Source organism: Bradyrhizobium guangxiense, assembly GCF_004114915.1.
GTDB classification, from domain to species: domain Bacteria; phylum Pseudomonadota; class Alphaproteobacteria; order Rhizobiales; family Xanthobacteraceae; genus Bradyrhizobium; species Bradyrhizobium guangxiense.
Genome location: NZ_CP022219.1, coordinates 778,721 through 802,884, shown reverse-complemented (window position 1 = coordinate 802,884; position 24,164 = coordinate 778,721). Strand labels below are relative to the sequence as shown.

Below are 24,164 nucleotides of genomic sequence, written 5' to 3'. Positions count from 1 at the left end.
ATGCCCGGGAAAGAGGCAAGCGTCAAAGCAGCAGGCTTGATCCGCATCAAACTGTCTCACGCCCTGCTTTCTAGATTGAAGCGATCAGGAGAGCCGCCCAGGAGACGCGCCCATGACCGGAATAACCTTGACCGCCGAGCAGATCCGCAATGCCCCCGCAGCGGTGCGGCAATGGATCGAGCAGGAGGTGATCACCTCGCTCAGCCTTTCGCCGCCGCGCGCGCCCACCGCCGTCCCGCCCCAGGCGTCCCATCTCGTCGCCTGCAGCGTGGAGGACGCCGCCGGCGTGCTCGAGCACATCAGGGGCGTGCTTCCGGCGGTCAACGTGCTGTTCGAACTCGGCCGTCCCGGCATCAGCTTCGGCCAACCCGCGGTGATGACCTTCCGCCTGATGGACATCCTGCATCACCCCCGCCTGCACGACGTCGGCGAGGTCATCACGTGCCTGGAGATGATCAACCAGGCGCTGATCGAGGTGAAGAAGGATCCATCGGTGCGGTTCTGCGGCTTCGACAATGAAGGCCACTGCCTGATCGCACCGCAGACCCAAGCGAGCATCGCAACGCTGTGGCAGACCATGATGGAGCGTCAGGAGGCGGCGCGGGCCGTGCCGGCGGCGTGAGGGGGTAGGCATCTCGACGATAGCGATCGAACGATCGTAGCTAAGTAGTGATCGAGGGGGCGCTCGACTCCCTCCTCTCGTCATTCCGGGGCGCGCCCTCTTGGGCGCGAACTATGATGCGCAATTGCGCATCAGAGAATCCATCGAGCGGCAGAGTTGGAGGATGAATCGATTGTCAGATGCGCAATTGCGCATCCTAGCTCGCGGCTTCGCCGCGCCCCGGAATGACGGATGAGAGAGTTGGCGCTACGATATCGTTGCTTGCGCCGCACTGAGCCAGCATGAAACGAGCCATGCCCCACCACCAGCCGCCTCACCCCCGCCCCGCCCTCCTCCGCATCCCGCTGTTCCGTCTGCTCGCCATCAATCTCGCGATCGGCGCCTGCGCCGCGACGATCCTCGTCGGTGGCCTGCTCTGGCTCAATCCCGGACATTTGCGCGAGCTGATCTTCGCCGACCGTTCGCCCGGCATCGCGCTCGCCCTGCTGCTGGCGTCCTTCCTCATCACCTTCGGCTCCGCCGCGATGGGCAGCGCGATCATGGCGCAGGGGCGGAAGGAGGACGGTGGCAAAGGCGGCGGACACCGGTGGCCGCTCGCGGTGCAGGAAGTGGCGCGGCGCACGCGAGCAAAGTGATGCGCGTCACGCGAAGCGTGCGCACTAAGAGATTGGCATCACGCCATCTGCACGCAGGCAGGAAGATGTGCAGCCCCGTGCAACTTCCGACACAACGCGCCACATATGCTGCATCGCAAAGGCTGCGGGATGAATAAAGTGGTTCGATAATCCAAACAATTGCTTCGGTGCGTGTGGGAACCGCATGTCGCAACCGGCGCATATCTGATGTGCTCGGTGCGACACCAACGCCGCCACGATTTGCCTTGCCATCACAGCGCGTCTTCTATACCCTTCTATTTTAGGTTGTCGCCCTGCCAGCCCCGGGTGACACTGAAGACCAAAATAAACGGCGGGCCTCGGCCCGCCGTTTATGAGGCAAGGTCTTCGCGAAGAACGCCACAGACGGCATCAACGTCTGGCATTGGGCTCCGCATGCCCCTCCCCCTAGCAGATATCAATCAGCCAGATCAGGCCCTCCGCTCGGGCCGCACCGAGAGCGGAATGCTTCAGGTCGGTCAGAGACTGCGGTTCGTCCACCTCTCCCCCTTGCGGTCAGGGCAAGCGCATATAGGGGGATCTCGCCTGTGGCCATCCTTCGAGACGCCCGCCATTGGCGGGCCCTCAGGATGAGGACCGAGGGCGTGGCGACCGTTTCAACGAGCACGCATACTGTTTAGCCTCATCCTGAAGAGACCGCGCAGCGGTCGTCTCGAAGGACGAGGCGTGTGCACCGGCCGACGCTACAAGTCATAAGCGATCGCCCTGCGCTTGCGGGAGAGGTAGTGCACTGCCGTTTGAGCAATTGACCCGCCAAAGTCATTTGACTGCGGCCCTGCAATCGACGACAAGCCGCCATGGCCAAGAAACCTGGAACCAATCCCAAAGGCGAATTCGCCTTCTTCAACGTCGTCTATGAAGACGATTCCCAACGCTCCAACCGCCGCGTCCCCTCCGAGCTGCTCGGCGGCCTCGACGGCGACGAACCCGCCCGCAGCTTCATCATGGAGCAGGACCGCGAGATCGCGGAAAAGAGCGGCCGCCCGGCGCTGGAGATCAAGCGGATCGAGCGGGTGGGGGCGAAGAAGAAGTAGGCCTTCAGCTCTCTCCGTCATTACGAGCGCAGCGGAGCAACCCAGCAATGTCTCCGCAGAAAGACTCTGGATTGCTTCGCTGCGCTCGTAATGACGACAAAACAAAAACGGCGGGCCAAGGCCCGCCGTTTTGCTTTGGATCACTATCTGCGATCAATTATCCAAGAAGCTCCGCAGCTTCCGCGACCGCGACGGATGCTTGAGCTTCCGCAGCGCCTTGGCTTCGATCTGGCGGATACGCTCTCTCGTCACCGAGAACTGCTGGCCGACTTCTTCCAGCGTGTGGTCGGTGTTCATGCCAATGCCGAAGCGCATGCGCAGCACACGCTCTTCGCGCGGGGTGAGCGAGGCCAGCACGCGCGTCGTGGTCTCGCGCAAATTGGACTGGATCGCGGCGTCGATCGGCAGGATCGCGTTCTTGTCCTCGATGAAATCGCCGAGGTGTGAATCCTCTTCGTCACCGACGGGAGTTTCGAGCGACAGCGGCTCCTTGGCGATCTTGAGGACCTTGCGGACCTTCTCCAGGGGCATGCCGAGCTTTTCCGCCAGCTCTTCCGGGGTCGGCTCGCGGCCGATCTCGTTGAGCATCTGGCGGCTGGTGCGCACGATCTTGTTGATCGTCTCGATCATGTGCACGGGGATGCGGATGGTGCGGGCCTGGTCCGCAATGCTGCGGGTGATCGCCTGCCGGATCCACCACGTGGCGTAGGTCGAGAACTTGTAGCCGCGGCGGTACTCGAACTTGTCGACCGCCTTCATCAGGCCGATGTTGCCTTCCTGGATCAGGTCGAGGAATTGCAGACCGCGGTTGGTGTACTTTTTGGCGATCGAGATCACGAGACGGAGGTTGGCTTCCACCATCTCCTTCTTGGCCTGGCGTGCCTCGCGCTCGCCCTTCTGCACGGAGTGCACGATCTTGCGGAACTCGACGATCTCGAGGCCGGTCAGGGCCGCGAGCTGATGCACCTCGTGGCGCAGGTCCTTGATGCGGTCCTTCTCGTGGTGGACGAAGTTCTTCCAGCCCTTGGCCGAGAGCTTCGAGACACGGTTGAGCCAGCGCGGATCGAGCTCCGAGCCGGTGTAGTTGCGCAGGAAGTCCTCGCGCGCGACGCCGTGGCTGTCGGCAAGGCGCATCAGGCGCCCCTCATGCGAGACGAGGCGCTTGTTGATGTCGTAGAGCTGCTCGACGAGTGAATCGATCCGCGCCTGGTTGAGGCGCAACGATTTCACCTCGACGATGATCTCGTCCTTCAGCTTCTTGTACTTGCGCTCCTGGTGCGGCGAGAGCGACTCGTTCTGGAGCTGGTTCTGGATGTCCTGCTCCTGAAGCTTGCGCAGCTTCTTGTAGCTGTCGGCGATCTTGTCGAAGATCTCGACCACCTTCGGCTTGAGCTCGGCCTCGATCGCCGCCAGCGACATCTGGTTCTCGAACTCGTCGTCGTCCATGTCGGATTCGGCGGCCGCTTCGCCGGGATCCTTCTCCTCGCCGGCCTCGGTGCCACCGCCGGCAGGCGCGGCACGGAACGGGGTCGGCGACGGCGGCGCCGCCGGCGGGGCGACATGCGCGGGCGCAGCAACAGCCGCGGCGGCCTCGCCGCCTTCAGCCGCGGCTTCGCCGTTCTCGCCGGTGGGGCCGGCGATCATCGCGGTGTTCATGCCGCCCTTGGCGTCGGGGCCGGCATAGGTGGCTTCGAGATCGATGATGTCTCGGAGGAAGATCTTGCCTTCGTTGAGCTCGTCGCGCCAGATGATGATGGCCTGGAAGGTCAGCGGGCTCTCGCAGAGGCCCGCGATCATCGCCTCGCGGCCGGCCTCGATGCGCTTGGCGATCGCGATTTCGCCTTCGCGGGAGAGCAGCTCGACCGTGCCCATCTCGCGCAGATACATGCGCACGGGATCGTCGGTGCGCTCGCCCGGCTCGCTCTTCTTGACCTCGGTGACGGCCTTCTGGGTGACCTCGACGAGCTCGTTATCGGTCTCGTCGTCACCCTCGTCCTTCTCGTCCTCGCCTTCGCTATCGTCGGCTTCGGTGACGTTGATGCCCATGTCCGAGAGCATCGACATGATGTCCTCGATCTGTTCGGGCGAGGTCTGGTCCGACGGCAAGACTTCGTTGAGCTGATCGAAGGTCACGAAGCCGCGCTTCTTGGCCTGCTTGATCATCTTCTTCACGGCCGCGTCGGACAGATCGAGCAACGGCGAGGGCGCGTCCTGGGAATCCTTCTCCGGCGCGTCCGCTGCCTTGTCGTCTTTTTCCTTGTCCTTCGCCTGCAGCGTCTTTGCCTTGGTGGCCATCCATTGCTCCTAAACGCGCTTCATGCGAGGCGCTTCTCCCGCGCCTTGCGTGAATTCACCTGAACCTGTTGCTCGACGCTCTCGCTTCGGCAGCTCTCGACACGGAAAGGGCGGCGCACAATTGTCTCGCCACCCCCAACTTTCTCTCGCCGGAATTGCCTAACGCTTCGTCAGCCTCTTTGTCGCAGCGGATGCAGGTGTAGTGCCAACAGCGATTGCGCGGATTCATTCCTGACGCGTCTGTTCTGCCTGCGGCCGCCTGGTGGCCAAAGTGCTACAAGACCGTTAAGCCTCGATTAACCCTGTTTTTGCCGCCAAACCCAGGATTTGGCGAGTCTTTTAGCGGTTCCGGCCCTGGCCGTCCGCATGATTCTTTTCATCACATGCTCTTCTGAAGCCGGCCCGACAGCTCGCCAAACCCCTCAATGAGGGCCTCGGTGCCATCGACTTCGCCTATCCGAGCCTTGACGTCACGCAGCCACGCCAAATTGGCCTCGCTGGGGTCCTCCCCCAAGGCCAGCTCGGCGTCCTTCAACTCTCTAAGTAGTGAATGCCATTGCCGATGCAAGGCAACCAGCTGATGCCATGTCGCAAGAACGTCGTCCCGAGCGGCGCCCTCGCGCGCGCCCCACACCGCCGCGGTGGTGATACCGCTCTCAACCCTTTGAAGAACTTGCGAAAATCCGCCCCGATCGAGATCGCCGCGCATCTTCTCGGCCTGCTCCTCGGGGTCCGGGGAATGGTGATGGTCGTTGGCGAAGGCGGCGATGATGCCGGCCCTGAGCTTATGCGCCTCGGGATGGGCGAGCTCCAGGGCCGCGACCTCTTCGAGGTGGTCGTGCAGCAGCCAGGGGTGGTTGATCAGGCATTGCAGGATCAGGGCCTCCCGGCGGGAGATGGCGCTGCGCTGGCCTTTCATGATCGGGCTGGCCGCCAGCTGGGGGCTGGCCGCCTGATAGGGGCCAGACGGTAGCATGGTGGGGCCAGGGGCGCCGCGGCGTCCTCCGCCGAATCCCTGACCACCGAATCGATTCGCGCCCCCACTCCTCGGCTGGAACGGACGGCCGCCGCCACCCTGGCCTTGGCGGAAATTGCCCCGGCCGCCGAAACCGCCGCGCCCGCCGTCGGGAGCAAAGGTGCGCTGCAGCCGCTCGATGAACTCGTCGCGATAATAGCGCCGCACCACCTCGTCGCGGATGCCGTTGGTGAGCTCCTTGATGCGCGCCTCCAGCGCGGCGCGGCGCTCGGGCGTGGCGAAATTGCCGCCTTCGAGCTCGCGCGACCAGATCATGTCGGCGAGCGGACGGGCCGCTCCGATCACCTCCTCGATCGCGCCGCGGCCGCCGGAGCGCGCGAGATCGTCAGGGTCCTGCCCCTCCGGCAGCAGCGCGAAGCGAAGACTCTTTCCCGGTGCGAGGAAGGGCAGCGCGAGATCGGCGGCACGATAGGCCGCCTTCTGGCCGGCGCGGTCGCCGTCGAAGCAGAGGATCGGCTCGTCCGCCATCTTCCAGAGCAGAGCGAGCTGGCTTTCGGTGAGCGCGGTGCCGAGCGGCGCGACGCTGCCGGGAAAGCCCGCGGTGACCATGGCGATGACGTCGACATAGCCTTCGACCACGATCAGCGCGCTGCCGTCATAGGTGGCTTTGCGCGCGGTCTGGTGGTTGTAGAGGTTGTCGCCCTTGTGGAAGAGCGGCGTCTCCGGCGAGTTCAGGTACTTTGCCGGAACGTCCTTCTCCAGCGCGCGCCCGCCAAAGGCGATGACGCGGCCGCGCAAATCCGTGATCGGAAACATCACGCGATCGCGGAAGCGGTCATACGGCACAGGGATATCGTCGCCGCCGATCAAGAGGCCGGTCTCGACCATGTCCTCGACGGAAACACCGAGCTTGCCGAGATGCTCCTTCAGCGCGAAGCGATCGGGCGAGGCATAGCCGAGGCGGAACTGCAATTGCGTCGCCGGCGAGATGGCGCGGTCGGCAAGATAGCCGCGCGCCTTGGCCCCTTGGCGCGAGGCCAGCGTCTCCGCGAAATAGGTCGCGGCGAGATCCATGACGTCGTGCAGCGAGCGCCGCCGCTGCTCCTCGCGCGCCGCGTGGGGCGTCACCGCCGGCAGCGCCAGGCCCGCCATATTGGCGAGCCGCTCGACGGCCTCGGCGAACGGCAGGCCGTCGGTCTCCATCACGAAGGAGATGATGTCGCCATGCTTGCCGGAGGAGAAGTCGTGGTAAAAACCCTTCTGGTCGTTGACGTAGAAGGACGGCGTCTTCTCCTGCTGGAACGGCGACAGCCCCTTCCATTCCCGCCCTGCCTTCTTCAGCTTGACGCGCTTGCCCACGACTTCGGAGACCGAAAGCCGGGCACGAAGCTCGTCGAGGAACTGGGGCGTGAAGCGCATGGGCTGTGTCTAGCGCGAAACCGGGTGAGTCGGGCGAGGGATCAGGGATATAGGGACGGCGGGCCCAAAAGTCAGGTTTGTCGGGATTATGCGCGCTGTTCACAGCCCGCTCCGTCATTCCGGGGCGCGCGAAGCGCGAGCCCGGAATCCATCGGGCCACCGGAATGCTGGAGAAATGGATTCCGGGTTCGCCCTACGGGCGCCCCGGAATGACGAGCCCCTTGAACCCGGCCCGGTTCCACGCTTCCATATCGCCATGTTCAGGACGTTTCGAGGCGGCCAGAGCGGGGGCTGGCGCGTGACCTCGATTGAACCGGTGACGGGCGAGCCCCTGCCCTTCGTCCCTGCGCTGTCGGTAACCGACAGCGAGGCCGTCTCGTTGCCCCTGGTGCCCTCGCGCAATGCGTGGCGGCTGGTCGGCGTTGCCAGCACCCTGCGCTACACCGAGCGGGCCGAAAAGGAGCAACTCGTGGCGGTGCAGGCCGGGCTCGGGCGGCTGGAGGCGACCTCCGCGGCGCTGATCCCGATCCGCAAGTCACAGGCCTGGTGGGATCTGACGCAGGAAGAGCGCCGCAAGATCTTCGAGGACAAGTCGCATCACATCGCCAGCAGCCTTCGTTTCCTGCCTGCGATCGCGCGCCAGCTCTATCACTGCCGCGACCTCGGCGGCCCCTTCGACTTCCTGACCTGGTTCGAATTCGCCCCCGCACACGCCTCGCTCTTCGAGGAGCTGGTGGGACTCCTGAGGCGGACCGAGGAGTGGACCTATGTCGAGCGCGAAGTCGATTTGCGCGTGGTGAAGGAAGTGCTGTCGGCTTGAAGCATGATCCGGAAAAGTGCGCGGCGGTTTTCCGAGAAGATCATGCTCAAAAACAGTCAGTGCTCGAGAAAACGCCCCGACGCGATGCGCGGCAGATCGGTGACCGGCCAGTTGTAGACGTAGGTCCAGGCCTTCTCCGTGGTGCCATCAGGCAGCGTCACGTCGACCAGCTGGCGCAGATATTCGGTCGGCTCCGGAAAGCCCTCGCCGCAGGCCTCGTACATGTCGAGCTCGCCCAGGAGCTCGTCCGGCACGCGCATCCGAAAGAGCTCGCCATGGACGACGTCGGGGGCCGCATCCGACAGCAGCAATCCCGGATAATGCTTCACCAGGACGAGCCGGCCGCGGCAGGTCGCTTCACCCAGGAAATCCGCATGGCCCGCGAGCAGCCGCGCCATCGGATGGTCGAAGCCGCGCATCAGGGTGCCGTAAACGAAGAGGCGATCGGAGGTCATGCTGTTCTAACGTTGCGACGTCGCTGCAATATCGTTACTCCGTTTAGACACGTTATCGTTTCATAGGCAATCAGGATGGCTTTGGACACGGCCGAGGCGACCGATCAACTGCTCGGCGAGGGCGACATTCCGCCCGTGCATGAAGTGAATGCGGGAGGGACATCGCCTTTCCTGCTCACCTCGGATCATTATGGTCGGGTCTTGCCGCGCGCGCTCGGCGATCTCGGCGTCACCGAGGCCGAGTTGGCGCGGCACATCGGCTGGGACATCGGCATTGCCGGCGTCGCAGACCGGCTCGCCACGCTGCTGGATGCCCATCTGATCGCGCAGCGCTATTCGCGGCTCGTGATCGACTGCAACCGCCCACCCGGCGTGGCAAGCTCGATCCCCGTCATTTCCGAAGCAACCGCGATCCCGCGTAACGACGGCATTTCGGACCGGGAGCGCGCCGCGCGGCGGCGCGAGATCTTCGAGCCCTATCACCGCCGCATCGATGCCGCGATCGATGCCCGCATCGACGCCAGGCGACCGACCGTGCTGGTGTCGCTGCACAGCTTCACGCCCGTCTATGCCGGCGTGGCGCGGCCCTGGCATATCGGCACGCTCTACAATCGCGACACCGTGCTGCCGCGGCTCCTGCTCAAGCATCTTCGTGGGCAAGGCGATCTCGTGGTCGGCGACAACGAGCCGTACGCGGTCAGCGACCTCACCGACTACACCATCCCCGTCCACGGTGAAGGGCGCGGTCTCGTCAACACCGGCATCGAGATCCGGCAGGATTTGATCGCGGACCAGGCCGGGCAGCAGCAATGGGCTAAACGGCTGGCGCGGATCCTCGGCGAGATCGAGGTCGAATTGAAGGCGGCGCTGTTGAAGTAGGGCTCATTTCGCCCGCGTCAGCGCCAGCCAGATGCCGCCGCCGATCATGAAGCCGCCGGAGATGCGCGACATCATCCGGGTGCGGCGGGCCGAGAAGAACTTTCGCGCGCGGCCGGCGGCGATGGCGTAGAGCGCGTCAGTCATTACCGCGGTGACCATGAAGGTGGCGCCCAAGAGGGCGACCTGCGGAAAGTGCGGCTGGTTCATGTCCATGAACTGCGGAATGAACGCGCCGAAGAACACCAGCACTTTCGGGTTCGACAGCAGCACCAGGAACCCTTGCAGGAAGAAGCCGCCACGCGGCGGCGGAGGCGGCGCGTCGAGCTCGACGCCCTCGACCGGCGCCCAGATCAGCTTGATGCCGAGCCAGACGAGATAAGCGGCGCCGGCAAAGCGCACCCAGTCGAACCAATAGCCCATGGTCGCCATCAGCGAGGTCAGCCCGATCGCGACGATGCCGATGACGATGGCAAGCCCGGCTTGCGCACCGGCAACGTTGATGAGCGCTGCGCGCGTGCCGTGGCGCAAGCCATTGGCGATGACGAGGGTGACGATCGGCCCCGGCAGCAGCGCCAGCGCAATGCAGGCGGCGACGAAGGCGAAATAGGCTTGCATGGACATCATGAGAGGGACTCGGCTGAAAGCGGTTTGCAGGTATTAATGCATGGGACGGGCGTGAACGGAAGCGCGCTTATCCATTCTTCGGCAGGCCGGCGACTGCACGCGCGGGGCCGGTCAGTTCGAGGATGTGCAGGCCGGTATTGGCGCGATCGACGATGTAGATGTAACCGCGATCGTCGGTCTCGACATTGTTGGTCTGGATCGCGATCTTGCAGCGCTCGCCGCCCTCGACGGGGATGCAGCGCTTGTCGGTCGCAGCCGTGATCGGCGGAATGAAGTAGCCGACTTCCCGGGGGTGATAGGGATCGCGAACGTCGAGCGCGCGCACGCCGGCATTGAAGAAGGCGATGAAGGCCATCTTCTTGTAATAGACCGGCGCCATGCTCTCGTTGGAGGAATGCGCGCCGAAGCGGCCGCCGCGCTGGCAGAACTGCCCGCTCGCTTCCGGCACGGTGTAGCTCGAGATCATCATCGGCCGCGTCTCGGTGGTGACGTCGGCGAACCACACCATCTGCCGCGCCTCGCCGCATTCGTTGAGGATCGCCTCATCCACGATCATGACGATGTCGCGGGTCTTGCCGTCCTTGTCCTCGGAAAACTCCGCGATGGGCATGTCGAGCATCGGAAACGTCGTATGCGCGCCGTTGAAGGCGGACATCGGCATCCGCGCAATCTCGGGATAGCGCAGGTTATCCGGCGTCGGCTCCTTCGGCCCGTTCAGGAGCTTGTCGCGGTCGACGATCTGCAGGATGCCGCCCTTGTTGGTGCCGTAGCCGAAATAGACGCGGTTGCCATTGGGCCCGGTCGAGATCGGCCCGTGCAACTCGGTCGGCACCGCGCCGGTCGAGCCGGGCTCCTGACCCGGCAGACCAAAGTCGCGGATTTTCTGCGGACGCGCGGGATCGGATAGATCATAGATCTGCGTCATGCGCCGCGTGCGCCAATCCGGCGCGCCGGAGACGAGATAGGCAATGCCGGTGTCGCATTCCCACCAGCTCTTGTGCGTGTCCTTCAAGCCGCCGATGCGCGTGATGAGGACCGGGCTGGCGGGATCGGTGACATTCCAGATCTCGTGGGCCTCACTGCCGAAGGTCCTGAGCATGTAAACCGCATTGGGATCGCCCTTCGGCAACGCCTTGCCGTCGCAAACCCGCACCATCTGCGCGCCGCCGGATTCGTACTTGCCCTCCTGCCCGGGCAGATGCCGCAGATATTTCGGGCGGGCGGGATCGGTGACGTCGACGATCGACGTTCCGTTCGGCTCGGCCTTGCCCGTCATCGGGTTGACCGGAGCGGGTACGTCCTCGGTGCCGCCGTGATGGCCGATATAGGCGATCCAGCGATCGCCCTGGCGATGGATGGTCGGCTGATAGGCGCTGCGGGCCTGGAGATCGCTCGTGCCGACGAGTTTCATGTTGGACGCTTCCGGCGGCGCGCCGATGGCTTGTTTCTGGGCGTGGACCGCAGTGCCGCAAGCGAGAAGGACGAGGCTTGCGGCGGGCAAGACGCAACGGAACATCAAGGTCCTCCCGGAACCAATCTGCGTTGGCTGAACGCCGAAGCTAACATGGCCGATCCCGCGCGCCAAAGACACATCTTGACATGCAACCATTTGGTTGCCTATTATCCTTGCCATGGATGAGGTCTTCAAAGCGCTCGCCGACGCATCACGACGCTCGCTCTTGGACAGGCTTCACGCCAGGAACGGCCAGACGCTGAACGAACTTTGCGAGGGCCTTGCGATGACACGCCAGGCCGTGACCAAGCACCTTGCGATTCTGGAGGAAGCCCATCTCGTCACGACCATCAGGCATGGCCGCGAGAAGCTGCACTACCTCAACCCGGTGCCGATCCATCAGATCGGCGAACGCTGGATCAAGAAATTCGAGCGCGGCAAGCTCGCCGCGCTCGGGGAGTTGAAACGTCAGTTGGAGAAGCGCGATGAGTAAGCCAGAATTCGTCTACGTCACCTACATCGAAACCACGCCGGAAAAACTGTGGGAGGCGCTGACCTCGAGCGCGTTCACGCGCCAGTACTGGTTCGGCGCCGAGGTTCGCTCGGACTGGAAGCTCGGCTCCCCCTTCGCGCTTCTGCTCGACGGCGAAGTCACCGATTCCGGGGAGATACTGGAATCCGATCCGCCGCGGCGGCTGTCCTACAGCTTCAAGCACCACAAGTTCGAGGAACTCCGCGGGGAGCCGGTCTCGCGCGTCGTCTTCACCATCGAACCTTTCGGCTCGCTCGTGCGTTTGACCGTGTTGCATGACGGCTTCGTCGAGGGCGGCAAATATCTCGGCGCCGTCTCCAACGGCTGGCCGGCGATCCTGTCCGGGCTCAAGAGCCTGTTGGAGCGAGGCAAGGTCCTCGCCATTCCGCACACGGCGCTGAACAAGGGATTCGACGCAAAATGAAGCTCGATCGATTCAAGCCGCTGACCGTCTACACCATCTACATCGCCTCCACGCCGGAGAAGGTGTGGGAGGCGCTGACCTCGGCGGAGTTCAGCAAGCAGTATTTCTTCGGCAACACCGTGGAGGTCGAGCCACGCCTCGGCGGCGCGTTCATCGTGCGAACGCCCGATGGCGCGCTGCACATCAGCGGCGAGGTTCTCGCCTACGAACCGCCGCGAAAGCTGTCGGTCACGTTCAACGTCAACTGGGCCGAGCTGATCGAGAAGCTCGGGCCGACGCTCGTGACCTACGAGATCGAACAGCTCGGCGATGCGGTCCGCCTCACCATGAGCGAAGGCCACGATCGGCCGCTCGGCGACGACATCCTTGAAGGGGGACGGCAGGGTTGGCCCGCGATCCTTTCCAGTCTCAAGAGCGTGCTCGAGACCGGCAAGCCGCTGGTGGTGAAGATGGGCCCGCCGCAGCGGATGCTCGATGCGCTGAAAGCGATGGGAATCAAGACGCCGTAGTGCAGTCATTCCGGGGCGCGCGTAGCGCGAGCCCGGAATCCATCACGCAGCAGAGTTGGTTAGGGAATGGATTCCGGGTTCGCCCTTCGGGCGCCCCGGAATGACGACTAGGTTGGCGCCACCAGCCGCCGATACAGATGCCAGGTCGCATGCCCGAGCACCGGCAACGTCACGATCAGCCCGAGAAAGTAAGGTAGCGCCGAGACGATCAGCAGCATCACGATCACGGCAGCCCACGAGATCATCGGCAGCGGGCTCGTCACCACCGCGCGCACGCTCGTCACCATCGCCGTGACGAAATCGACCTCGCGGTCGAGCAGCAGCGGAAACGACACCACGGTCAGCGAGAACAGGATCAGCGACAGCACGGCACCGACGGCATTGCCGATGCCGAGGAACAGCAGGCCCTCATTGGTCGTCAGCACCACCGTCATGAACTCCTGAAGGCTGGAGAAGGAGGCGTGCAGGCCGAGCAGCAGCGCGATCAGGAGCCGCACCTGGTACATCCAGACCACGAACACGAACAGCGTGACGAACGCCATCCAGCCGATCTCGCTGCGCGAGCGCACGGCCGACCAGATGGCGCCGAAGGAGACCGGCTCACCGCGCTCGCGGCGGCGGCTGACCTCGTAGAGACCGATCGCGACGAACGGTCCGATCAGCGCGAAGCCTGCCGCCAGGGGGTAGACGAGATAGACCATGCCGAAGGCGGTGAGGCACAGGATGACGAGGATGCCGCCGGCGGCGTAGAGCGCGCCGAAGCAGAGACCGTAAAGCGGCAGCGCCTGGAAATCACGCAGCCCCTCGACCAGAGCCTCCGCAATGTCGGTCGCCGCGACGGGACGCACCACCGGATCGACCTTGCCCGAGATGGACATCAGCTTCCTCCGCAGATCGGCGCGATCTTCGTCGCGCGCAGGTTGAGCGCGATATTAGCGCCGCCGCGCGCGGGCGCAACTCGATGCCTGCCGGGAGCGACGAGTAGCGGCGACGCAACAATGCTTGCGATGCGAAATCTTTAGCCTTTGGTGCGATTTTCACGGCCATGGCTATGGACGGGGCAGATGATCGTGCCTCAAATTGTACCTCCGAGCACCGTCGCCCGACAGCGGATCGTTCACCGATGAGCCTGCGTACCCGGTTACTGATCCTCGTCCTCGCCGCCATGCTGGTGCCGGCGATCCTGGTGGGGCTGCGGTTCGTGCAGAACCGGACCAGCGAAATCGACGCGGCGCTCGCCAATCTGGCCGCAACCGCCGACGACATTGCCAGCGATCTGGGCGAGAAGATCCAGGGCACCGCCCAGCTTCATTATGGGCTCGCCCGTGCCCGCGACCTCGACACGCGCGACAAGGCGGCCTGCTCGGCATTCCTGTCGGATGTCCGCGAAGAGTATCCGCAGTTCACGGGTATCCTGACCATTGATCCCGACGGCAGCCTGTTCTGCGACTCGCTGCGGACCAACCGCACACTCGACCTGAACGACCGCGGCTATTTCAAAGAGGTCAAGAATCTTCAAGGCGTCGTCGCGGTGGAGCCGGTGTTTGGCCGCCTCACCGGACTGTCGGTGCTGCAGATCGCCTATCCGGTACGATCGGATACGGGCGCGCTGAAATTCGTGCTGCTTGCGTCCTTCAACCTGAACAAATTTGCGGAGTTTCACCACAAGCGGCTGCTCGGCGAGAAGGACATCCTGCTCGTCGATGCCAAGGGTACGGTCCTGGTCGCCCCCAAGGGTGGCGGCTGGAGCCAGCCCGTCGGCGGATCCATTGCAGGCTCCGACCTGTTCCGCTTCGCGGCAGCGCCCGATGGCGAGCCATTTCGGGAGATCACCGACGGCGGCGGCCGCACGCAGATCTGGGGGGTTGCCCGCTCGCCCTCGATCCGCAAGGCCGGCCTCATCATCATGGTCGGACGCTCCAAGGACGGACTGGTCGCGGCGGCGAACCGCCGGCTTTACGAGGACCTGACGATTCTCGCGGTGGCCTCGCTGCTGCTCCTGGGCGGCTTATGGATCCTCACGACCGTGAGCATCGGTCGACAGGTCGGGCGGCTCGCCGCCATGGCCAAGAGCCTCGGGCGCGGCGATCTCAGCGCGCGCATTCCCGAGCCGCATCCGGGCGGCGAGCTCGGCGGATTGATGACCCTGCTCAACGGCACCGCCGAGTCGCTCGAGCAGCAGCGCGCCGCCATCGCGGATCTCAGCCACAAGCTCAGCCAATCCCAGAAGATGGAAGCCATGGGCCAACTCACCGGCGGCGTGGCGCACGACTTCAACAATCTCCTGACCGTCATTCTGGGCAATTCGGAGCACCTGGCCGACAGGCTGGCGGGCAACAAGGAATTGCACCGGATCGCCGGCGACATTGCGACGGCAGCCGAGCGCGGGTCCGACCTGACGCGGAGCCTGCTCGCCTTCGCACGCAAGCAGCCGCTGCGGCCCCGAGAGATCGACATCGCCGAGCAGGTGATCGGCATGGAGCAGCTGTTGCGCCGGACCCTCGGCGAGCACATCGAGTGCCGCTTCACGTTCGGACCGGATCTGTGGCCAGTCAGCGTCGATCCCGGCCAATTGACGACGGCCCTGCTCAACCTCGTGCTCAACGCCCGCGACGCGATGCCGGAAGGCGGCAAGCTCACGGTCGAAGTCCACAACAGCTCGCTCTGTGAATCCGACCTCGACGTCAACGGCGAGCCGCGGCCCGGGGACTACGTCATGGTGGCCGTGACGGATACCGGCAGCGGCATGACCACCGAGGTCGCGGGTCGCGCATTGGAGCCGTTCTTCACCACCAAGGAGGTCGGCAAGGGAACCGGCCTTGGCCTCAGCATGGTCTACGGGTTTGCGCAGCAGTCCGGCGGACTTGTGCAGATGCAGTCCGAACCGGGACAAGGCAGTGTCGTCAGGCTGTTCTTTCCCCGTCTCGCAACGCAGTCGAGCGAGGATCCGCCACCCGCCGAGCAGACCGTCACTCCAGCAGGACACGAGACCATTCTCCTCGTCGAAGACGACGACATGGTGCGCGCCTACGTCGAGAACGAGCTCAGGACGCTCGGCTACCGCGTCATCACTGCATCGAACGGTCCCGCGGCGGTGGAATTGCTGCGCCGGACCGGGGACATCCAGTTGCTGTTCACCGATGTCGTGATGCCCGGCGGCATGTTCGGGCCGGAGCTCGCAAGGCAAGCAACGGCGCTGCGGCCCGATCTCAAGGTGCTCTTCACGTCCGGCTACAGCCAGGATCCCGTCAGGACGCCGGATGGGATCAATGCACGCATTCTGACAAAGCCGTTTCGAAGGCAGGATCTTGCCGCAATGCTGCGATCCGCCCTGTCCTCGAGATCGCGGTAGTCAGCCGCGCGATGCGAGCACGAGTGCCACTGCGAAATTGGCCGCGAACAGGCCCGCGTCGATGACGAAGATCCGAAGCATCTCGGCCAGTAGGCCACCCCGACACAGTCTTTGAAAGAGAGTCAGCCCTTGGCCCGCAGCTCGCGCCGCAGCACTTTGCCCGTCGCCGTCATCGGCAGCGTCTCAGCGAATTCGACGAAGCGCGGATATTCGTGCGCGGCGAGCTGCACCTTGACGAACTCCTGGATCTCGCGCGCCAGCGCATCGCCGGCGCTGAAGCCGGGGCGCAGGACGATCCACGCCTTGATCGATTCGGTGCGGATCGGATCGGGAATGCCGACCACCGCGGCCATCGCCACCGAGGGATGCTTCATCAGCGTGTGCTCGATCTCGGAGGGACCGACGCGATAGCCGGCGGTGGTGATGACGTCGTCCTCGCGGCTGACGTACCAGAAATAACCGTCCTCATCCTCTACGCCAAGATCGCCGGTGAGGAGAAATTCGCCGGCATATTTCTTCGCCGTCGCCTCCTCATTGCGCCAATATTCGAGCATGGTGACCGGGCACGGCTGGCGCACGCCGATGATGCCACGCTCTCCGCGCTTCTGCTCTTCGCCCTTGTCGTTGACGATGCGGACGTCGAAGCCCGGCGTCGCCTTGCCCATCGAACCCGGGCGGATCGGAAACAAATTGGAGTTGCTGCCGATCACGAGATTGCACTCGGTCTGGCCGAACACCTCATGCGCATCGATACCGAACGTCTCGCGCACCCAGCCGAGCAGCTCGCCGCCGAGCGATCCCCCGCCGGTAAAGATGCTGCGCAGCTTGACGCCCGCGTGCTTCACGCCGGCCTGCCGCATCAGCTTGAGCGCGGTCGGCGGCAGGAAGACGTTGCGGACGGAAAGATCGGCCATCATCTGCATCGCCGCCTGCGGTTCGAACTTTCGCGCACGATGGCCGACCAGGGGAATGCCGTGATACCAGAACGCAAGCAGGCCGTTGACGAGGCCGCCGATCCAGGCCCAGTCCGCCGGGGTCCACATGAGATCGCCTGGGCGCGGCAGGAAATTGTGACACATCTCGACGTTGGGAAGATGGCCGAGCACGACGCGGTGCGCATGCAGCGCGCCCTTCGGGTTGCCCGTGGTGCCGGACGTGTAGATGATCAGCGCGGGATCGTCAGCCGAGGTGTCGACATTTGCAAAATCCTCGGACGCGGCCTCGATCGCTGACCAGAACGGCTTCGCGCCGGCGTGGACGGCGCCGCTCGTGACATAGATATCCTGCAGATAGGGCAGCCGATCGCGGATTTTCGTCAGCTTCTCCCAGCCAGCTTCATCGGTGATGATGGCTCTGGCTTGCGAATTCGACAGGCGGAATTCCAGCGCGTCCTCACCGAACAGCGCGAACAGCGGGATCGAGATCAGGCCGGAGCGGAACGCCGCCATATGCGCGATCGGCAACTCCAGCGACTGCGACAGGAACACGGCGACGCGATCGCCGCGCACGAGCCCGTCCGCCTTCAGCACATTGGCAAAGCGACGCGACATCTCGGCGACCTCGTCGAAGGAGGTGCGGCTGGTCGCACCGTTCTCGTCGACATAGATCAGCGCGAGCCGGCCGGTGCCATCGGCATGCCGATCGCAGCAGGCCTCCGCGATGTTGAAGCGCGCAGGGATATCCCAGCGGAAGTTGCGATAGAGCTCATCGTAGGTCTTGGCTTCGGTCAGCATGGCTCGGCGTTCCACGGTCCCGGCGTCATGGCCGGACTAGTTCCGGTCATCCACGCTCTTCTTGCTTGCAGCCAGTTTAAGGCCGCGAACGCACGGGACAAGCCCCGCGACGTCATTCCGAACCCGGAATGACGGCGAGAGAGCTACCGCACCGTCGCAAAGAATTTCCTGACATCGCGCACGAACAGCTCCGGCTGCTCGAAGGCGGCGAAATGGCCGCCTTTCTCCATCTCGCTCCAATGCGTGATGTCATGAAAGTTCGGCTCCATCCAGCGCCGCACCGGCGTGATGATCTCCTTCGGGAACACCGCGACACCTGTCGGCACCTTCACCACCGGCGTCGTACGCCGCTTGCCAAAACTTTCCCAGTAGAGCCGCGCCGAGGAGGTCGCCGTCTCCGTCGCCCAATAGAGCATGACGTTGTCGAGCAACTCGTCCTTGGTGAAGATGTTCTCGGGGTGTCCGTTGCAATCGGTCCACGCCCAGAATTTTTCCAGGATCCAGGCCGCCTGCCCGCTCGGTGAATCCGTGAGGCCATAGCCGAGCGTCTGCGGGCGCGTCGATTGCTGCTTGGAGTAGCCGGAGTCGAGATCGACATAATGCTTGAGGCCGGCCAGCGCGCGCTTCTCGTCCGCTGTCGGTTTGCCCTCGACCTTCGGTGCCGCGTTGAAGGCGAGCGTGATGTGGATGCCGGCGCAGTGCGCCGCATCCTGCGCGCCGAGCGAGGTCGTCACCGCCGAGCCCCAGTCGCCGCCTTGCGCGCCATAGCGCGCGTAACCCAGCCGCTCCATCAGCTGCGCCCAGGTCGCGGCGATGCGGTCGACGCCCCAGCCGGTCGCCTCGGGCTTGGCCGAGAAGCCGAAGCCCGGCAGCGAGGGACAGACGACATGAAACGCATCCGCGGCATTGCCGCCATGCGCGGCGGGGTCGATCAGCGGCGCGATCACCTTCTGAAATTCGACGATCGAACCGGGCCAGCCATGGGTGATGATCAGCGGCAGCGCCGACGGCTCCTTCGAGCGCACGTGGATGAAGTGGATGTCGAGCCCGTCGATCTCGGTGGTGAACTGCGCGAAGCGGTTGAGTTTTGCTTCGCGCGCCCGCCAGTCGTAGCCGTTGGCCCAATAGGCACAAATGTCCCGGATCCATTGCAGCGGCGCGCCCTGACTCCAGTCGTCGACCAGCTCCGCATCCGGCCAGCGCGTGCGGGCAAGGCGTGACTTGAGGTCGGCGAGGACGTCATCGCCGATGGTGATGCGAAACGGCTTGATCGCGACGGTCATCGTGCCTCCCTTGTTCTTGTTGTCATTTCGGGCTTGCGCGCAGCGCGAGCCCGAAATCATTTCGCAACGGAGTCGATGGATTCCGGGTTCGTGCTCCGCGCGCCCCGGAATGGCGGCTAGCCCGACAGCGCGGCCTTCACCAGGCCGGACGCCTTGCCAAAATCCATCTGCCCGGCGTATTTCGCGCGCAGCACGGCGATCACCTTGCCCATGTCCTTCATGCCGCTGGCGCCGGTCTCGCCGATCGCGTCCGCGATCGCCTTCTTGACCTCGTCCTCGGCCATCTGCTTCGGCAAATACGCCGAGATCACCGCGATTTCCTCGCGCTCCTGGGCTGCGAGCTCGGCGCGGCCGCCCTTGTCGTAGAGCTCGACCGCCTCCTGGCGCTGCTTGATCATCTTCTGCAGCACGGCGAGCAGATCGGCGTCCGAGAGCGGCGGCTTGCCCTGCCCCCGCGCGTCGATGTCGGCATTCTTGATGGTGGAGTTGACCATGCGCAGCGTGGACAGCTTGCGCTCGTCCTTGGCCTTCATGGCCTCCTTGACCGCATTGTTGATGTCGTCGCGCAGCATGATCGTGATCCCTTTGAATATATGACGCCTGATCTAGGCCGTTCGCGGCCTCTAGACAACCTTGGTTCCGAGCCATTCGGTCAGCGCCTGCACTGTCGCCTCCGGCTGTTCGGCTTGCGGCAGGGGCCCACAGCGATCGAGGATCACGAGGCTCGCGCCGGCGATGCCCTCGGCCATTTCCTTCGAGAGCGCATTCGGGATGGTGTTGTCGGTATCGCCCGTCAGCACCAGCGTCGGGCATTTGATCGTCGCCAGGATCGGCCGCGAATCCACCCGAGCGATGATCGCGGTCTGCTGCCGCAGATAGCCTTCGACGCCAACGTCCTCATCCTGCCGATGCACGAGCGCGAGAATCCCGGCATCGTCGCGCCGCGACGGATGCACGAGCTCCGGAAAACTCTCCTCGCGGACGGCGCGGAGCTCGCCGCGCCTGACGCGCGTCATCAGGCCAAGACGGCGCGCGGTCGCCTCCGGCGTATCGGGCCGCGCCTGGGTGTTGATCAAGGCGAGCTTCGCCACCCGCTCGGGCGCCTGGCGCATGATCTCGAGCGCGACGTATCCGCCCATGGAATGGCCGGCGAGCGCGAAGCGCGGCGGCGCTTCGCGCAGCACCCGGGCGGCGATATCGGCGATGCTGTCGTCGCGGATATGATTGGCGATCATCACCGGGCCGAACCGCCACAGCGCCGGGATGACGGGGGCATAGATCCGGGCCGAGGAGGCCAGCCCCGGAACCAGCACAATCGGGGTGGTCTGGTCCATTATTGCCTCGCAAGCCCAGGAAATTGCCGGAAATTGTGCGGCCGAGCTTAAGGGCGGGAGGAGGCCTGTCAAATATGCAAAAACGCATGTGAATCCGGCTTCTCTCGCTTTGACGGGCGCGCGCGGGGGGACTATGAAACGCGCTCATGACACAACATGACAACGATCCCGCTTGGCCGGACCACAAACCGACCGCGCTCCTCGTGCTTGCCGATGGCACGGTGCTGGAGGGCTTTGGTCTCGGCGCCGAAGGCCACGCCGTCGGTGAGGTCTGCTTCAACACCGCGATGACCGGCTATGAGGAGATCCTCACCGATCCCTCCTATGCCGGCCAGCTCATCACCTTCACCTTCCCGCATATCGGCAATGTCGGCACCAACGAGGACGACATCGAGACGGTGAACATGGCCGCGACGCCGGGCGCGCGCGGCGTGATCCTGCGCACCGCGATCACCGATCCCTCGAACTATCGCGCCACCAAGCACCTCGACCAGTGGCTGAAGGCCCGCGGCATCATCGGCCTCTCCGGCATCGACACCCGCGCGCTGACCGCGCTGATCCGCAGCAAGGGCATGCCCAACGCCGTGATCGCGCATTCCAGGACCGGCGAGTTCGACCTGCACGGCCTCAAGGAAGAAGCGCGCGAATGGCCGGGCCTCGAAGGCATGGACCTCGTGCCGATGGTCACCAGCGGCCAGCGCTTCACCTGGGACGAGACGCCTTGGGCCTGGGACAAGGGCTTTGGCCGCCAGGACAAGCCCGAGTTCAACGTCGTTGCCATCGACTATGGCATCAAGCGCAATATTCTGCGCCTGCTCGCCGGCGTCGGCTGCAAGGTGACGGTGGTGCCGGCGACGACTTCGGCCGAAGACATCCTGGCGATGAAGCCGGACGGCGTTTTCCTGTCGAACGGCCCGGGCGATCCGGCCGCGACCGGCAAATATGCCGTGCCCGTGATCCGGGACGTGATCAAGTCGGGCACGCCGACATTCGGCATCTGCCTCGGTCACCAGATGCTCGGCCTTGCCGTCGGCGCCAGAACCAAGAAGATGCATCAGGGTCATCATGGTGCCAATCATCCCGTCAAGGACGAGACCACCGGCAAGGTCGAGATCACCTCGATGAACCACGGTTTTGCCGTGGACGAGACGACGCTGCCGAAGGGCGCGACGCAGACCCATATTTCCTTGTTTGATGGGTCCAACTGCGGCATCCAGCTCGACGGCAAGCCGGTGTTCTCGGTGCAGTACCACCCCGAGGCCTCGCCGGGTCCGCGTGACTCGCATTATCTGTTCCAGCGCTTTGCCGATCTAATGCGGCAGAAGAAGAGCGCGTGAGGCAACCACCCGGCGGATAAGTCCGCCGGGCCGCGTCGTCACGGACGCATGAACATGAAGTCCGTGTCGGGATCGCAGTTCTCGGCGATGAAGTGCAGCTCCGCCTGGATGTCGGCGACCGACCTCGTTTCCAGATATTTCGAAATTACCAAATTGAGCAATGCCCGGCAGACGGCTTCGTGCCCGAGGCCGGCTGTCTCCGCCTCGTCGACGGCCGCCGAGAAATGACGCTGCGCAACGTCGGATGCGTACATGGCGTTTCCCTCTCCTTCTTTGATCTGCGTGCCCGGCAATGGCCGCCAGCGCCTTGATCTCCGTCAAGCCGGCGCGCACCGGCGCAGGAACAAGGAGACGAGCATCGTCTTGATCCCAAAGCTGTTATTACACGGACCCCGCCATGTCCGTCGTCCGCGACAAGGCCGAGCCGCTCGCCATCGTGTTCGAGGATGACGGGCTCGTGCCGAACAACATCCGTCCGTTCCTAGTCTACCAGGACGCGGTGAAGCTCGATCCGAAGCAACCGGAAGCAACTATCGAAGATCTGTTTGAAGCGAATGGCTGGGGCGGCACGTGGCGCAACGGCGTCTACGACTATCTGCATTATCACGCGACGGTGCACGAGGTGCTTGGCGTCGCGCGCGGAAGCGCACGGGTTCGCTTCGGCGGCGATTACGGCCAGGAGCTGGAGATCAAGGCCGGCGACGTCGCGATCCTCCCCGCCGGCACAGGGCATCAATGCATCAAGGCCAGCGACGATTTCTGCGTGATCGGCGCCTATCCACCCGGCGCGAAGATGGAGATCACGCGCGCGACGCCGGAGAACCATGCCCAAGCGCTGAAGACGATTCCGAACGTCGCGCTGCCGCCGGCTGATCCCGTGACGGGCAAGGATGGGGCATTGATGAGGCTGTGGCGGTAGCCACACGCGCGGTGCAGCAGGATGGGCAAAGGCGCGCGTTTGGGAGCCGTGCCCACCACTCCATCCGTACAGTCCAGTTGGTGGGCACGCTTCGCTTTGCTCACCCTACGAAAGCACGCTCTACGCCGCGTTGCTGCCTTCCTGCCGGGTCGCCTCGAACAGGAACCAGGTGCGGCGCTCGGTCTCGTCGATGAAGACCTCGAGGATGCTGGCGCTGGCGACGTCGCCGGCCTGGTCGCAGACGTCGTGCGCCTTGCGCATCGCGGCCGCGACGTGCTTGTTGTCCTGCATCAGCTCGCGCAGCATCTCGCGCGGCGGGACGTAGTCCTCGTTGTTGTCCTTGATGGTCTGGAGCTTGGCGACCTGGCCGATCGACTTCAGCGTGGTGCCCCCGATCTTGCGCACGCGCTCGGCGAGCTGGTCGGTGGTGGCGAAGATCTGGTCCGACTGCTCGTCGAGCAGGAGATGGTAGTCCCGGAAGTGCCGCCCGCTGATGTGCCAATGGAAATTCTTGGTCTTCAGATACAGCGCGAAGGCGTCGGCCAGAAGCACGTTAAGCGCCTCCGACACCTTCTTGACCCCATCGGGCGACAGATCAGTGGGGGTATCGAGATCGGGCGAGACCTTGTTGTTGGTTTTGCTCACGGGAGACCTTCCTGTTAGGACGCGGACATTGACGGCGCGCCGTCGCACCCCTAACGCAAGGCGGGCAGCGCCGGTTCCTCCATCGGAACCGTTTGGCCGGGACCTTCGAATACCATGGACGATTGGATCGATTATTACGACTCGACGCACACGATCTATGTCAGCAAGCTGCATCGCGACTTGCACTTCCAGATCATCGCGCGGGACATCATCGGCTACATCTCCTCGCCGGACGCGACGGTGCTGGACTATGCCTGCGGCGAGGCGCTGTCGGCCAACCAGGTCGCTGCCAGCTGCGGCAAGCTGATCCTCGCCGAGCCCGCGCCCGGCGTGCGCGGCCGGCTGATCGCGCGGTTTGCGCCGAACACCAAGGTCCGCGTCCGCTCGCTCGAGGACGTCCGCAAGATGCAGGACCGGTCGATTGACCTCGTCGTCATGAACTCGGTCGCCCAATACATGACGCCGGACGAGCTCGATGCCGCGCTGCTCAACATCCGTCGCATCCTGAAGCCTTCCGGCAAGCTGGTGCTGGGAGACATCCTGCAGCCCAATGTCGGCATGTTCAGGGACGTCATGGCGCTGCTTGGCTTCGGCCTGCGCCACGGCTTCCTGAAGGACGCGCTGATCGGGCTGATCAGCACCGCGTTGTCGGACTACCGTCATCTGCGCACGCGCATCGGGCTGCAGCGCTACAGCGAGGACGAGATCACCGCCAGGTTGAGGGCGGCCGGGTTCGCGGTCCAGCGCGCCCACACCAACATCGGCCACAATCGCTGGCGCATGACCTTCGTCGCGCGGCCGCCTTTGGTTCGTTAAGCATAACCATTAGCCGCCGTAGCTTGTCG

24 protein-coding genes are annotated in these 24,164 nt (G+C 64.4%); 12 read left to right on the top strand and 12 right to left on the bottom strand.

The window, feature by feature from the left end:
• Positions 1–112: 112 nt before the first annotated feature.
• The 3 genes from X268_RS03860 to X268_RS03850 all read left to right on the top strand — a co-directional run bounded on the left by X268_RS03860 (position 113) and on the right by X268_RS03850 (position 2,330).
• Complete coding sequence (locus tag X268_RS03860) at positions 113–622, top strand: hypothetical protein (RefSeq protein ID WP_128923693.1); 510 nt, start codon at positions 113–115, stop codon at positions 620–622.
• Positions 623–915: 293 nt separating this feature from the next.
• Entirely contained in the window at positions 916–1,257 is a 342-nt protein-coding gene (locus tag X268_RS03855; protein ID WP_128923692.1) for a hypothetical protein, read from the top strand.
• Positions 1,258–2,093: 836 nt separating this feature from the next.
• Positions 2,094–2,330, top strand: coding sequence for a hypothetical protein (locus X268_RS03850; protein WP_128923691.1), 237 nt, complete (start codon positions 2,094–2,096; stop codon positions 2,328–2,330).
• Between the two features lie 153 nt (positions 2,331–2,483).
• Here X268_RS03850 and rpoD read toward each other — a convergent pair whose 3' ends face one another.
• Complete coding sequence (gene rpoD, locus X268_RS03845) at positions 2,484–4,625, bottom strand: RNA polymerase sigma factor RpoD (RefSeq protein WP_128923690.1); 2,142 nt, start codon at positions 4,623–4,625, stop codon at positions 2,484–2,486.
• Between the two features lie 379 nt (positions 4,626–5,004).
• On the bottom strand, positions 5,005–7,020 hold the full coding sequence (dnaG, locus tag X268_RS03840) for a DNA primase (RefSeq protein WP_128923689.1): 2,016 nt from the start codon (positions 7,018–7,020) through the stop codon (positions 5,005–5,007).
• Positions 7,021–7,276: 256 nt separating this feature from the next.
• On the opposite strand from dnaG, the gene X268_RS03830 reads away from it, so the two are divergent.
• Entirely contained in the window at positions 7,277–7,840 is a 564-nt protein-coding gene (locus X268_RS03830; RefSeq protein ID WP_128923688.1) for a chlorite dismutase family protein, read from the top strand.
• 56 nt (positions 7,841–7,896) lie between these two features.
• On the opposite strand, the gene X268_RS03825 is transcribed toward X268_RS03830, so the two are convergent.
• Positions 7,897–8,295, bottom strand: a complete 399-nt coding sequence (locus X268_RS03825) for a gamma-glutamylcyclotransferase family protein (protein ID WP_128923687.1) — start codon at positions 8,293–8,295, stop codon at positions 7,897–7,899.
• 75 nt (positions 8,296–8,370) lie between these two features.
• Between X268_RS03825 and X268_RS03820 the strand changes: the two genes are divergently transcribed.
• The gene (locus tag X268_RS03820; protein ID WP_128923686.1) at positions 8,371–9,174 is read left to right on the top strand and encodes an N-formylglutamate amidohydrolase; all 804 of its coding nucleotides are present in this window, start codon (positions 8,371–8,373) and stop codon (positions 9,172–9,174) included.
• Between the two features lie 3 nt (positions 9,175–9,177).
• Here the strand turns inward: X268_RS03820 and X268_RS03815 are convergent, their stop codons facing one another.
• Positions 9,178–9,798 (bottom strand): LysE family translocator, encoded by a 621-nt coding sequence (locus X268_RS03815; protein ID WP_208764421.1) that lies wholly within the window; start codon positions 9,796–9,798, stop codon positions 9,178–9,180.
• A 67-nt stretch (positions 9,799–9,865) separates the two neighbouring features.
• Positions 9,866–11,314 carry an LVIVD repeat-containing protein gene (locus X268_RS03810; protein WP_128923685.1) on the bottom strand — a complete coding sequence of 483 codons (1,449 nt, stop codon included), beginning with the start codon at positions 11,312–11,314 and terminating at the stop codon, positions 9,866–9,868.
• Positions 11,315–11,429: 115 nt separating this feature from the next.
• Between X268_RS03810 and X268_RS03805 the strand changes: the two genes are divergently transcribed.
• From X268_RS03805 to X268_RS03795, 3 genes are read left to right on the top strand one after another with little or no spacing between them, the layout of a single operon-like run.
• Positions 11,430–11,744: an ArsR/SmtB family transcription factor gene (locus X268_RS03805; RefSeq protein WP_128923684.1), complete on the top strand. Its 315-nt coding sequence runs from the start codon at positions 11,430–11,432 to the stop codon at positions 11,742–11,744.
• The gene (locus tag X268_RS03800) at positions 11,737–12,207 is read left to right on the top strand and encodes an SRPBCC family protein (protein WP_128923683.1); all 471 of its coding nucleotides are present in this window, start codon (positions 11,737–11,739) and stop codon (positions 12,205–12,207) included. Before X268_RS03805 ends, X268_RS03800 begins: the two co-directional genes overlap by 8 nt.
• Positions 12,204–12,716 carry an SRPBCC family protein gene (locus X268_RS03795; RefSeq protein ID WP_128923682.1) on the top strand — a complete coding sequence of 171 codons (513 nt, stop codon included), beginning with the start codon at positions 12,204–12,206 and terminating at the stop codon, positions 12,714–12,716. Before X268_RS03800 ends, X268_RS03795 begins: the two co-directional genes overlap by 4 nt.
• Before the next feature lie 107 nt (positions 12,717–12,823).
• On the opposite strand, the gene X268_RS03790 is transcribed toward X268_RS03795, so the two are convergent.
• Positions 12,824–13,594: a DUF2189 domain-containing protein gene (locus X268_RS03790; protein WP_128923681.1), complete on the bottom strand. Its 771-nt coding sequence runs from the start codon at positions 13,592–13,594 to the stop codon at positions 12,824–12,826.
• Between the two features lie 245 nt (positions 13,595–13,839).
• Between X268_RS03790 and X268_RS03785 the strand changes: the two genes are divergently transcribed.
• Complete coding sequence (locus tag X268_RS03785) at positions 13,840–16,068, top strand: ATP-binding protein (protein ID WP_128923680.1); 2,229 nt, start codon at positions 13,840–13,842, stop codon at positions 16,066–16,068.
• A 122-nt stretch (positions 16,069–16,190) separates the two neighbouring features.
• Here X268_RS03785 and X268_RS03780 read toward each other — a convergent pair whose 3' ends face one another.
• From X268_RS03780 to X268_RS03765, 4 genes are all read right to left on the bottom strand, one after another.
• Positions 16,191–17,801, bottom strand: a complete 1,611-nt coding sequence (locus X268_RS03780) for an acyl-CoA synthetase (protein WP_128923679.1) — start codon at positions 17,799–17,801, stop codon at positions 16,191–16,193.
• A gap of 143 nt (positions 17,802–17,944) precedes the next feature.
• Positions 17,945–19,084 carry an epoxide hydrolase family protein gene (locus X268_RS03775; RefSeq protein ID WP_128923678.1) on the bottom strand — a complete coding sequence of 380 codons (1,140 nt, stop codon included), beginning with the start codon at positions 19,082–19,084 and terminating at the stop codon, positions 17,945–17,947.
• A 116-nt stretch (positions 19,085–19,200) separates the two neighbouring features.
• Positions 19,201–19,656: a GatB/YqeY domain-containing protein gene (locus tag X268_RS03770; protein WP_128923677.1), complete on the bottom strand. Its 456-nt coding sequence runs from the start codon at positions 19,654–19,656 to the stop codon at positions 19,201–19,203.
• 51 nt (positions 19,657–19,707) lie between these two features.
• Positions 19,708–20,418, bottom strand: coding sequence for an alpha/beta fold hydrolase (locus X268_RS03765; protein ID WP_128923676.1), 711 nt, complete (start codon positions 20,416–20,418; stop codon positions 19,708–19,710).
• A 146-nt stretch (positions 20,419–20,564) separates the two neighbouring features.
• Between X268_RS03765 and carA the strand changes: the two genes are divergently transcribed.
• A complete protein-coding gene (gene carA / locus X268_RS03760; protein WP_128923675.1) occupies positions 20,565–21,755 on the top strand; it encodes a glutamine-hydrolyzing carbamoyl-phosphate synthase small subunit in 1,191 nt (396 codons plus the stop codon).
• A gap of 38 nt (positions 21,756–21,793) precedes the next feature.
• Here carA and X268_RS03755 read toward each other — a convergent pair whose 3' ends face one another.
• Positions 21,794–22,009 (bottom strand): hypothetical protein, encoded by a 216-nt coding sequence (locus tag X268_RS03755; protein WP_128923674.1) that lies wholly within the window; start codon positions 22,007–22,009, stop codon positions 21,794–21,796.
• Between the two features lie 143 nt (positions 22,010–22,152).
• Here X268_RS03755 and X268_RS03750 point away from each other — a divergent pair, with 143 nt between their 5' ends.
• Positions 22,153–22,674 carry a cupin domain-containing protein gene (locus X268_RS03750; protein ID WP_128923673.1) on the top strand — a complete coding sequence of 174 codons (522 nt, stop codon included), beginning with the start codon at positions 22,153–22,155 and terminating at the stop codon, positions 22,672–22,674.
• Between the two features lie 120 nt (positions 22,675–22,794).
• Here X268_RS03750 and X268_RS03745 read toward each other — a convergent pair whose 3' ends face one another.
• Complete coding sequence (locus X268_RS03745; protein WP_128923672.1) at positions 22,795–23,319, bottom strand: Dps family protein; 525 nt, start codon at positions 23,317–23,319, stop codon at positions 22,795–22,797.
• A 114-nt stretch (positions 23,320–23,433) separates the two neighbouring features.
• Here X268_RS03745 and X268_RS03740 point away from each other — a divergent pair, with 114 nt between their 5' ends.
• Positions 23,434–24,135: a class I SAM-dependent methyltransferase gene (locus tag X268_RS03740; protein WP_128923671.1), complete on the top strand. Its 702-nt coding sequence runs from the start codon at positions 23,434–23,436 to the stop codon at positions 24,133–24,135.
• The last annotated feature ends 29 nt before the right edge of the window (positions 24,136–24,164 follow it).

What these genes read in the sequence shown, in the direction of transcription:
- X268_RS03795 (WP_128923682.1), top strand. Translation starts at nt 12,204, where the DNA reads ATGAAGCTCGATCGATTCAAGCCGCTGACCGTCTACACCATCTACATC.
- X268_RS03850 (WP_128923691.1), top strand. Translation starts at nt 2,094, where the DNA reads ATGGCCAAGAAACCTGGAACCAATCCCAAAGGCGAATTCGCCTTCTTC.
- X268_RS03780 (WP_128923679.1), bottom strand. Translation starts at nt 17,801, where the DNA reads ATGCTGACCGAAGCCAAGACCTACGATGAGCTCTATCGCAACTTCCGC.
- X268_RS03820 (WP_128923686.1), top strand. Translation starts at nt 8,371, where the DNA reads ATGGCTTTGGACACGGCCGAGGCGACCGATCAACTGCTCGGCGAGGGC.
- X268_RS03830 (WP_128923688.1), top strand. Translation starts at nt 7,277, where the DNA reads ATGTTCAGGACGTTTCGAGGCGGCCAGAGCGGGGGCTGGCGCGTGACC.
- X268_RS03750 (WP_128923673.1), top strand. Translation starts at nt 22,153, where the DNA reads ATGTCCGTCGTCCGCGACAAGGCCGAGCCGCTCGCCATCGTGTTCGAG.
- rpoD (WP_128923690.1), bottom strand. Translation starts at nt 4,625, where the DNA reads ATGGCCACCAAGGCAAAGACGCTGCAGGCGAAGGACAAGGAAAAAGAC.
- X268_RS03860 (WP_128923693.1), top strand. Translation starts at nt 113, where the DNA reads ATGACCGGAATAACCTTGACCGCCGAGCAGATCCGCAATGCCCCCGCA.
- X268_RS03740 (WP_128923671.1), top strand. Translation starts at nt 23,434, where the DNA reads ATGGACGATTGGATCGATTATTACGACTCGACGCACACGATCTATGTC.
- X268_RS03815 (WP_208764421.1), bottom strand. Translation starts at nt 9,798, where the DNA reads ATGATGTCCATGCAAGCCTATTTCGCCTTCGTCGCCGCCTGCATTGCG.
- X268_RS03790 (WP_128923681.1), bottom strand. Translation starts at nt 13,594, where the DNA reads ATGTCCATCTCGGGCAAGGTCGATCCGGTGGTGCGTCCCGTCGCGGCG.
- X268_RS03805 (WP_128923684.1), top strand. Translation starts at nt 11,430, where the DNA reads ATGGATGAGGTCTTCAAAGCGCTCGCCGACGCATCACGACGCTCGCTC.
- X268_RS03825 (WP_128923687.1), bottom strand. Translation starts at nt 8,295, where the DNA reads ATGACCTCCGATCGCCTCTTCGTTTACGGCACCCTGATGCGCGGCTTC.
- X268_RS03755 (WP_128923674.1), bottom strand. Translation starts at nt 22,009, where the DNA reads ATGTACGCATCCGACGTTGCGCAGCGTCATTTCTCGGCGGCCGTCGAC.
- X268_RS03765 (WP_128923676.1), bottom strand. Translation starts at nt 20,418, where the DNA reads ATGGACCAGACCACCCCGATTGTGCTGGTTCCGGGGCTGGCCTCCTCG.
- X268_RS03770 (WP_128923677.1), bottom strand. Translation starts at nt 19,656, where the DNA reads ATGCTGCGCGACGACATCAACAATGCGGTCAAGGAGGCCATGAAGGCC.
- dnaG (WP_128923689.1), bottom strand. Translation starts at nt 7,020, where the DNA reads ATGCGCTTCACGCCCCAGTTCCTCGACGAGCTTCGTGCCCGGCTTTCG.
- X268_RS03800 (WP_128923683.1), top strand. Translation starts at nt 11,737, where the DNA reads ATGAGTAAGCCAGAATTCGTCTACGTCACCTACATCGAAACCACGCCG.
- X268_RS03855 (WP_128923692.1), top strand. Translation starts at nt 916, where the DNA reads ATGCCCCACCACCAGCCGCCTCACCCCCGCCCCGCCCTCCTCCGCATC.
- X268_RS03775 (WP_128923678.1), bottom strand. Translation starts at nt 19,084, where the DNA reads ATGACCGTCGCGATCAAGCCGTTTCGCATCACCATCGGCGATGACGTC.
- X268_RS03810 (WP_128923685.1), bottom strand. Translation starts at nt 11,314, where the DNA reads ATGTTCCGTTGCGTCTTGCCCGCCGCAAGCCTCGTCCTTCTCGCTTGC.
- carA (WP_128923675.1), top strand. Translation starts at nt 20,565, where the DNA reads ATGACACAACATGACAACGATCCCGCTTGGCCGGACCACAAACCGACC.
- X268_RS03785 (WP_128923680.1), top strand. Translation starts at nt 13,840, where the DNA reads ATGAGCCTGCGTACCCGGTTACTGATCCTCGTCCTCGCCGCCATGCTG.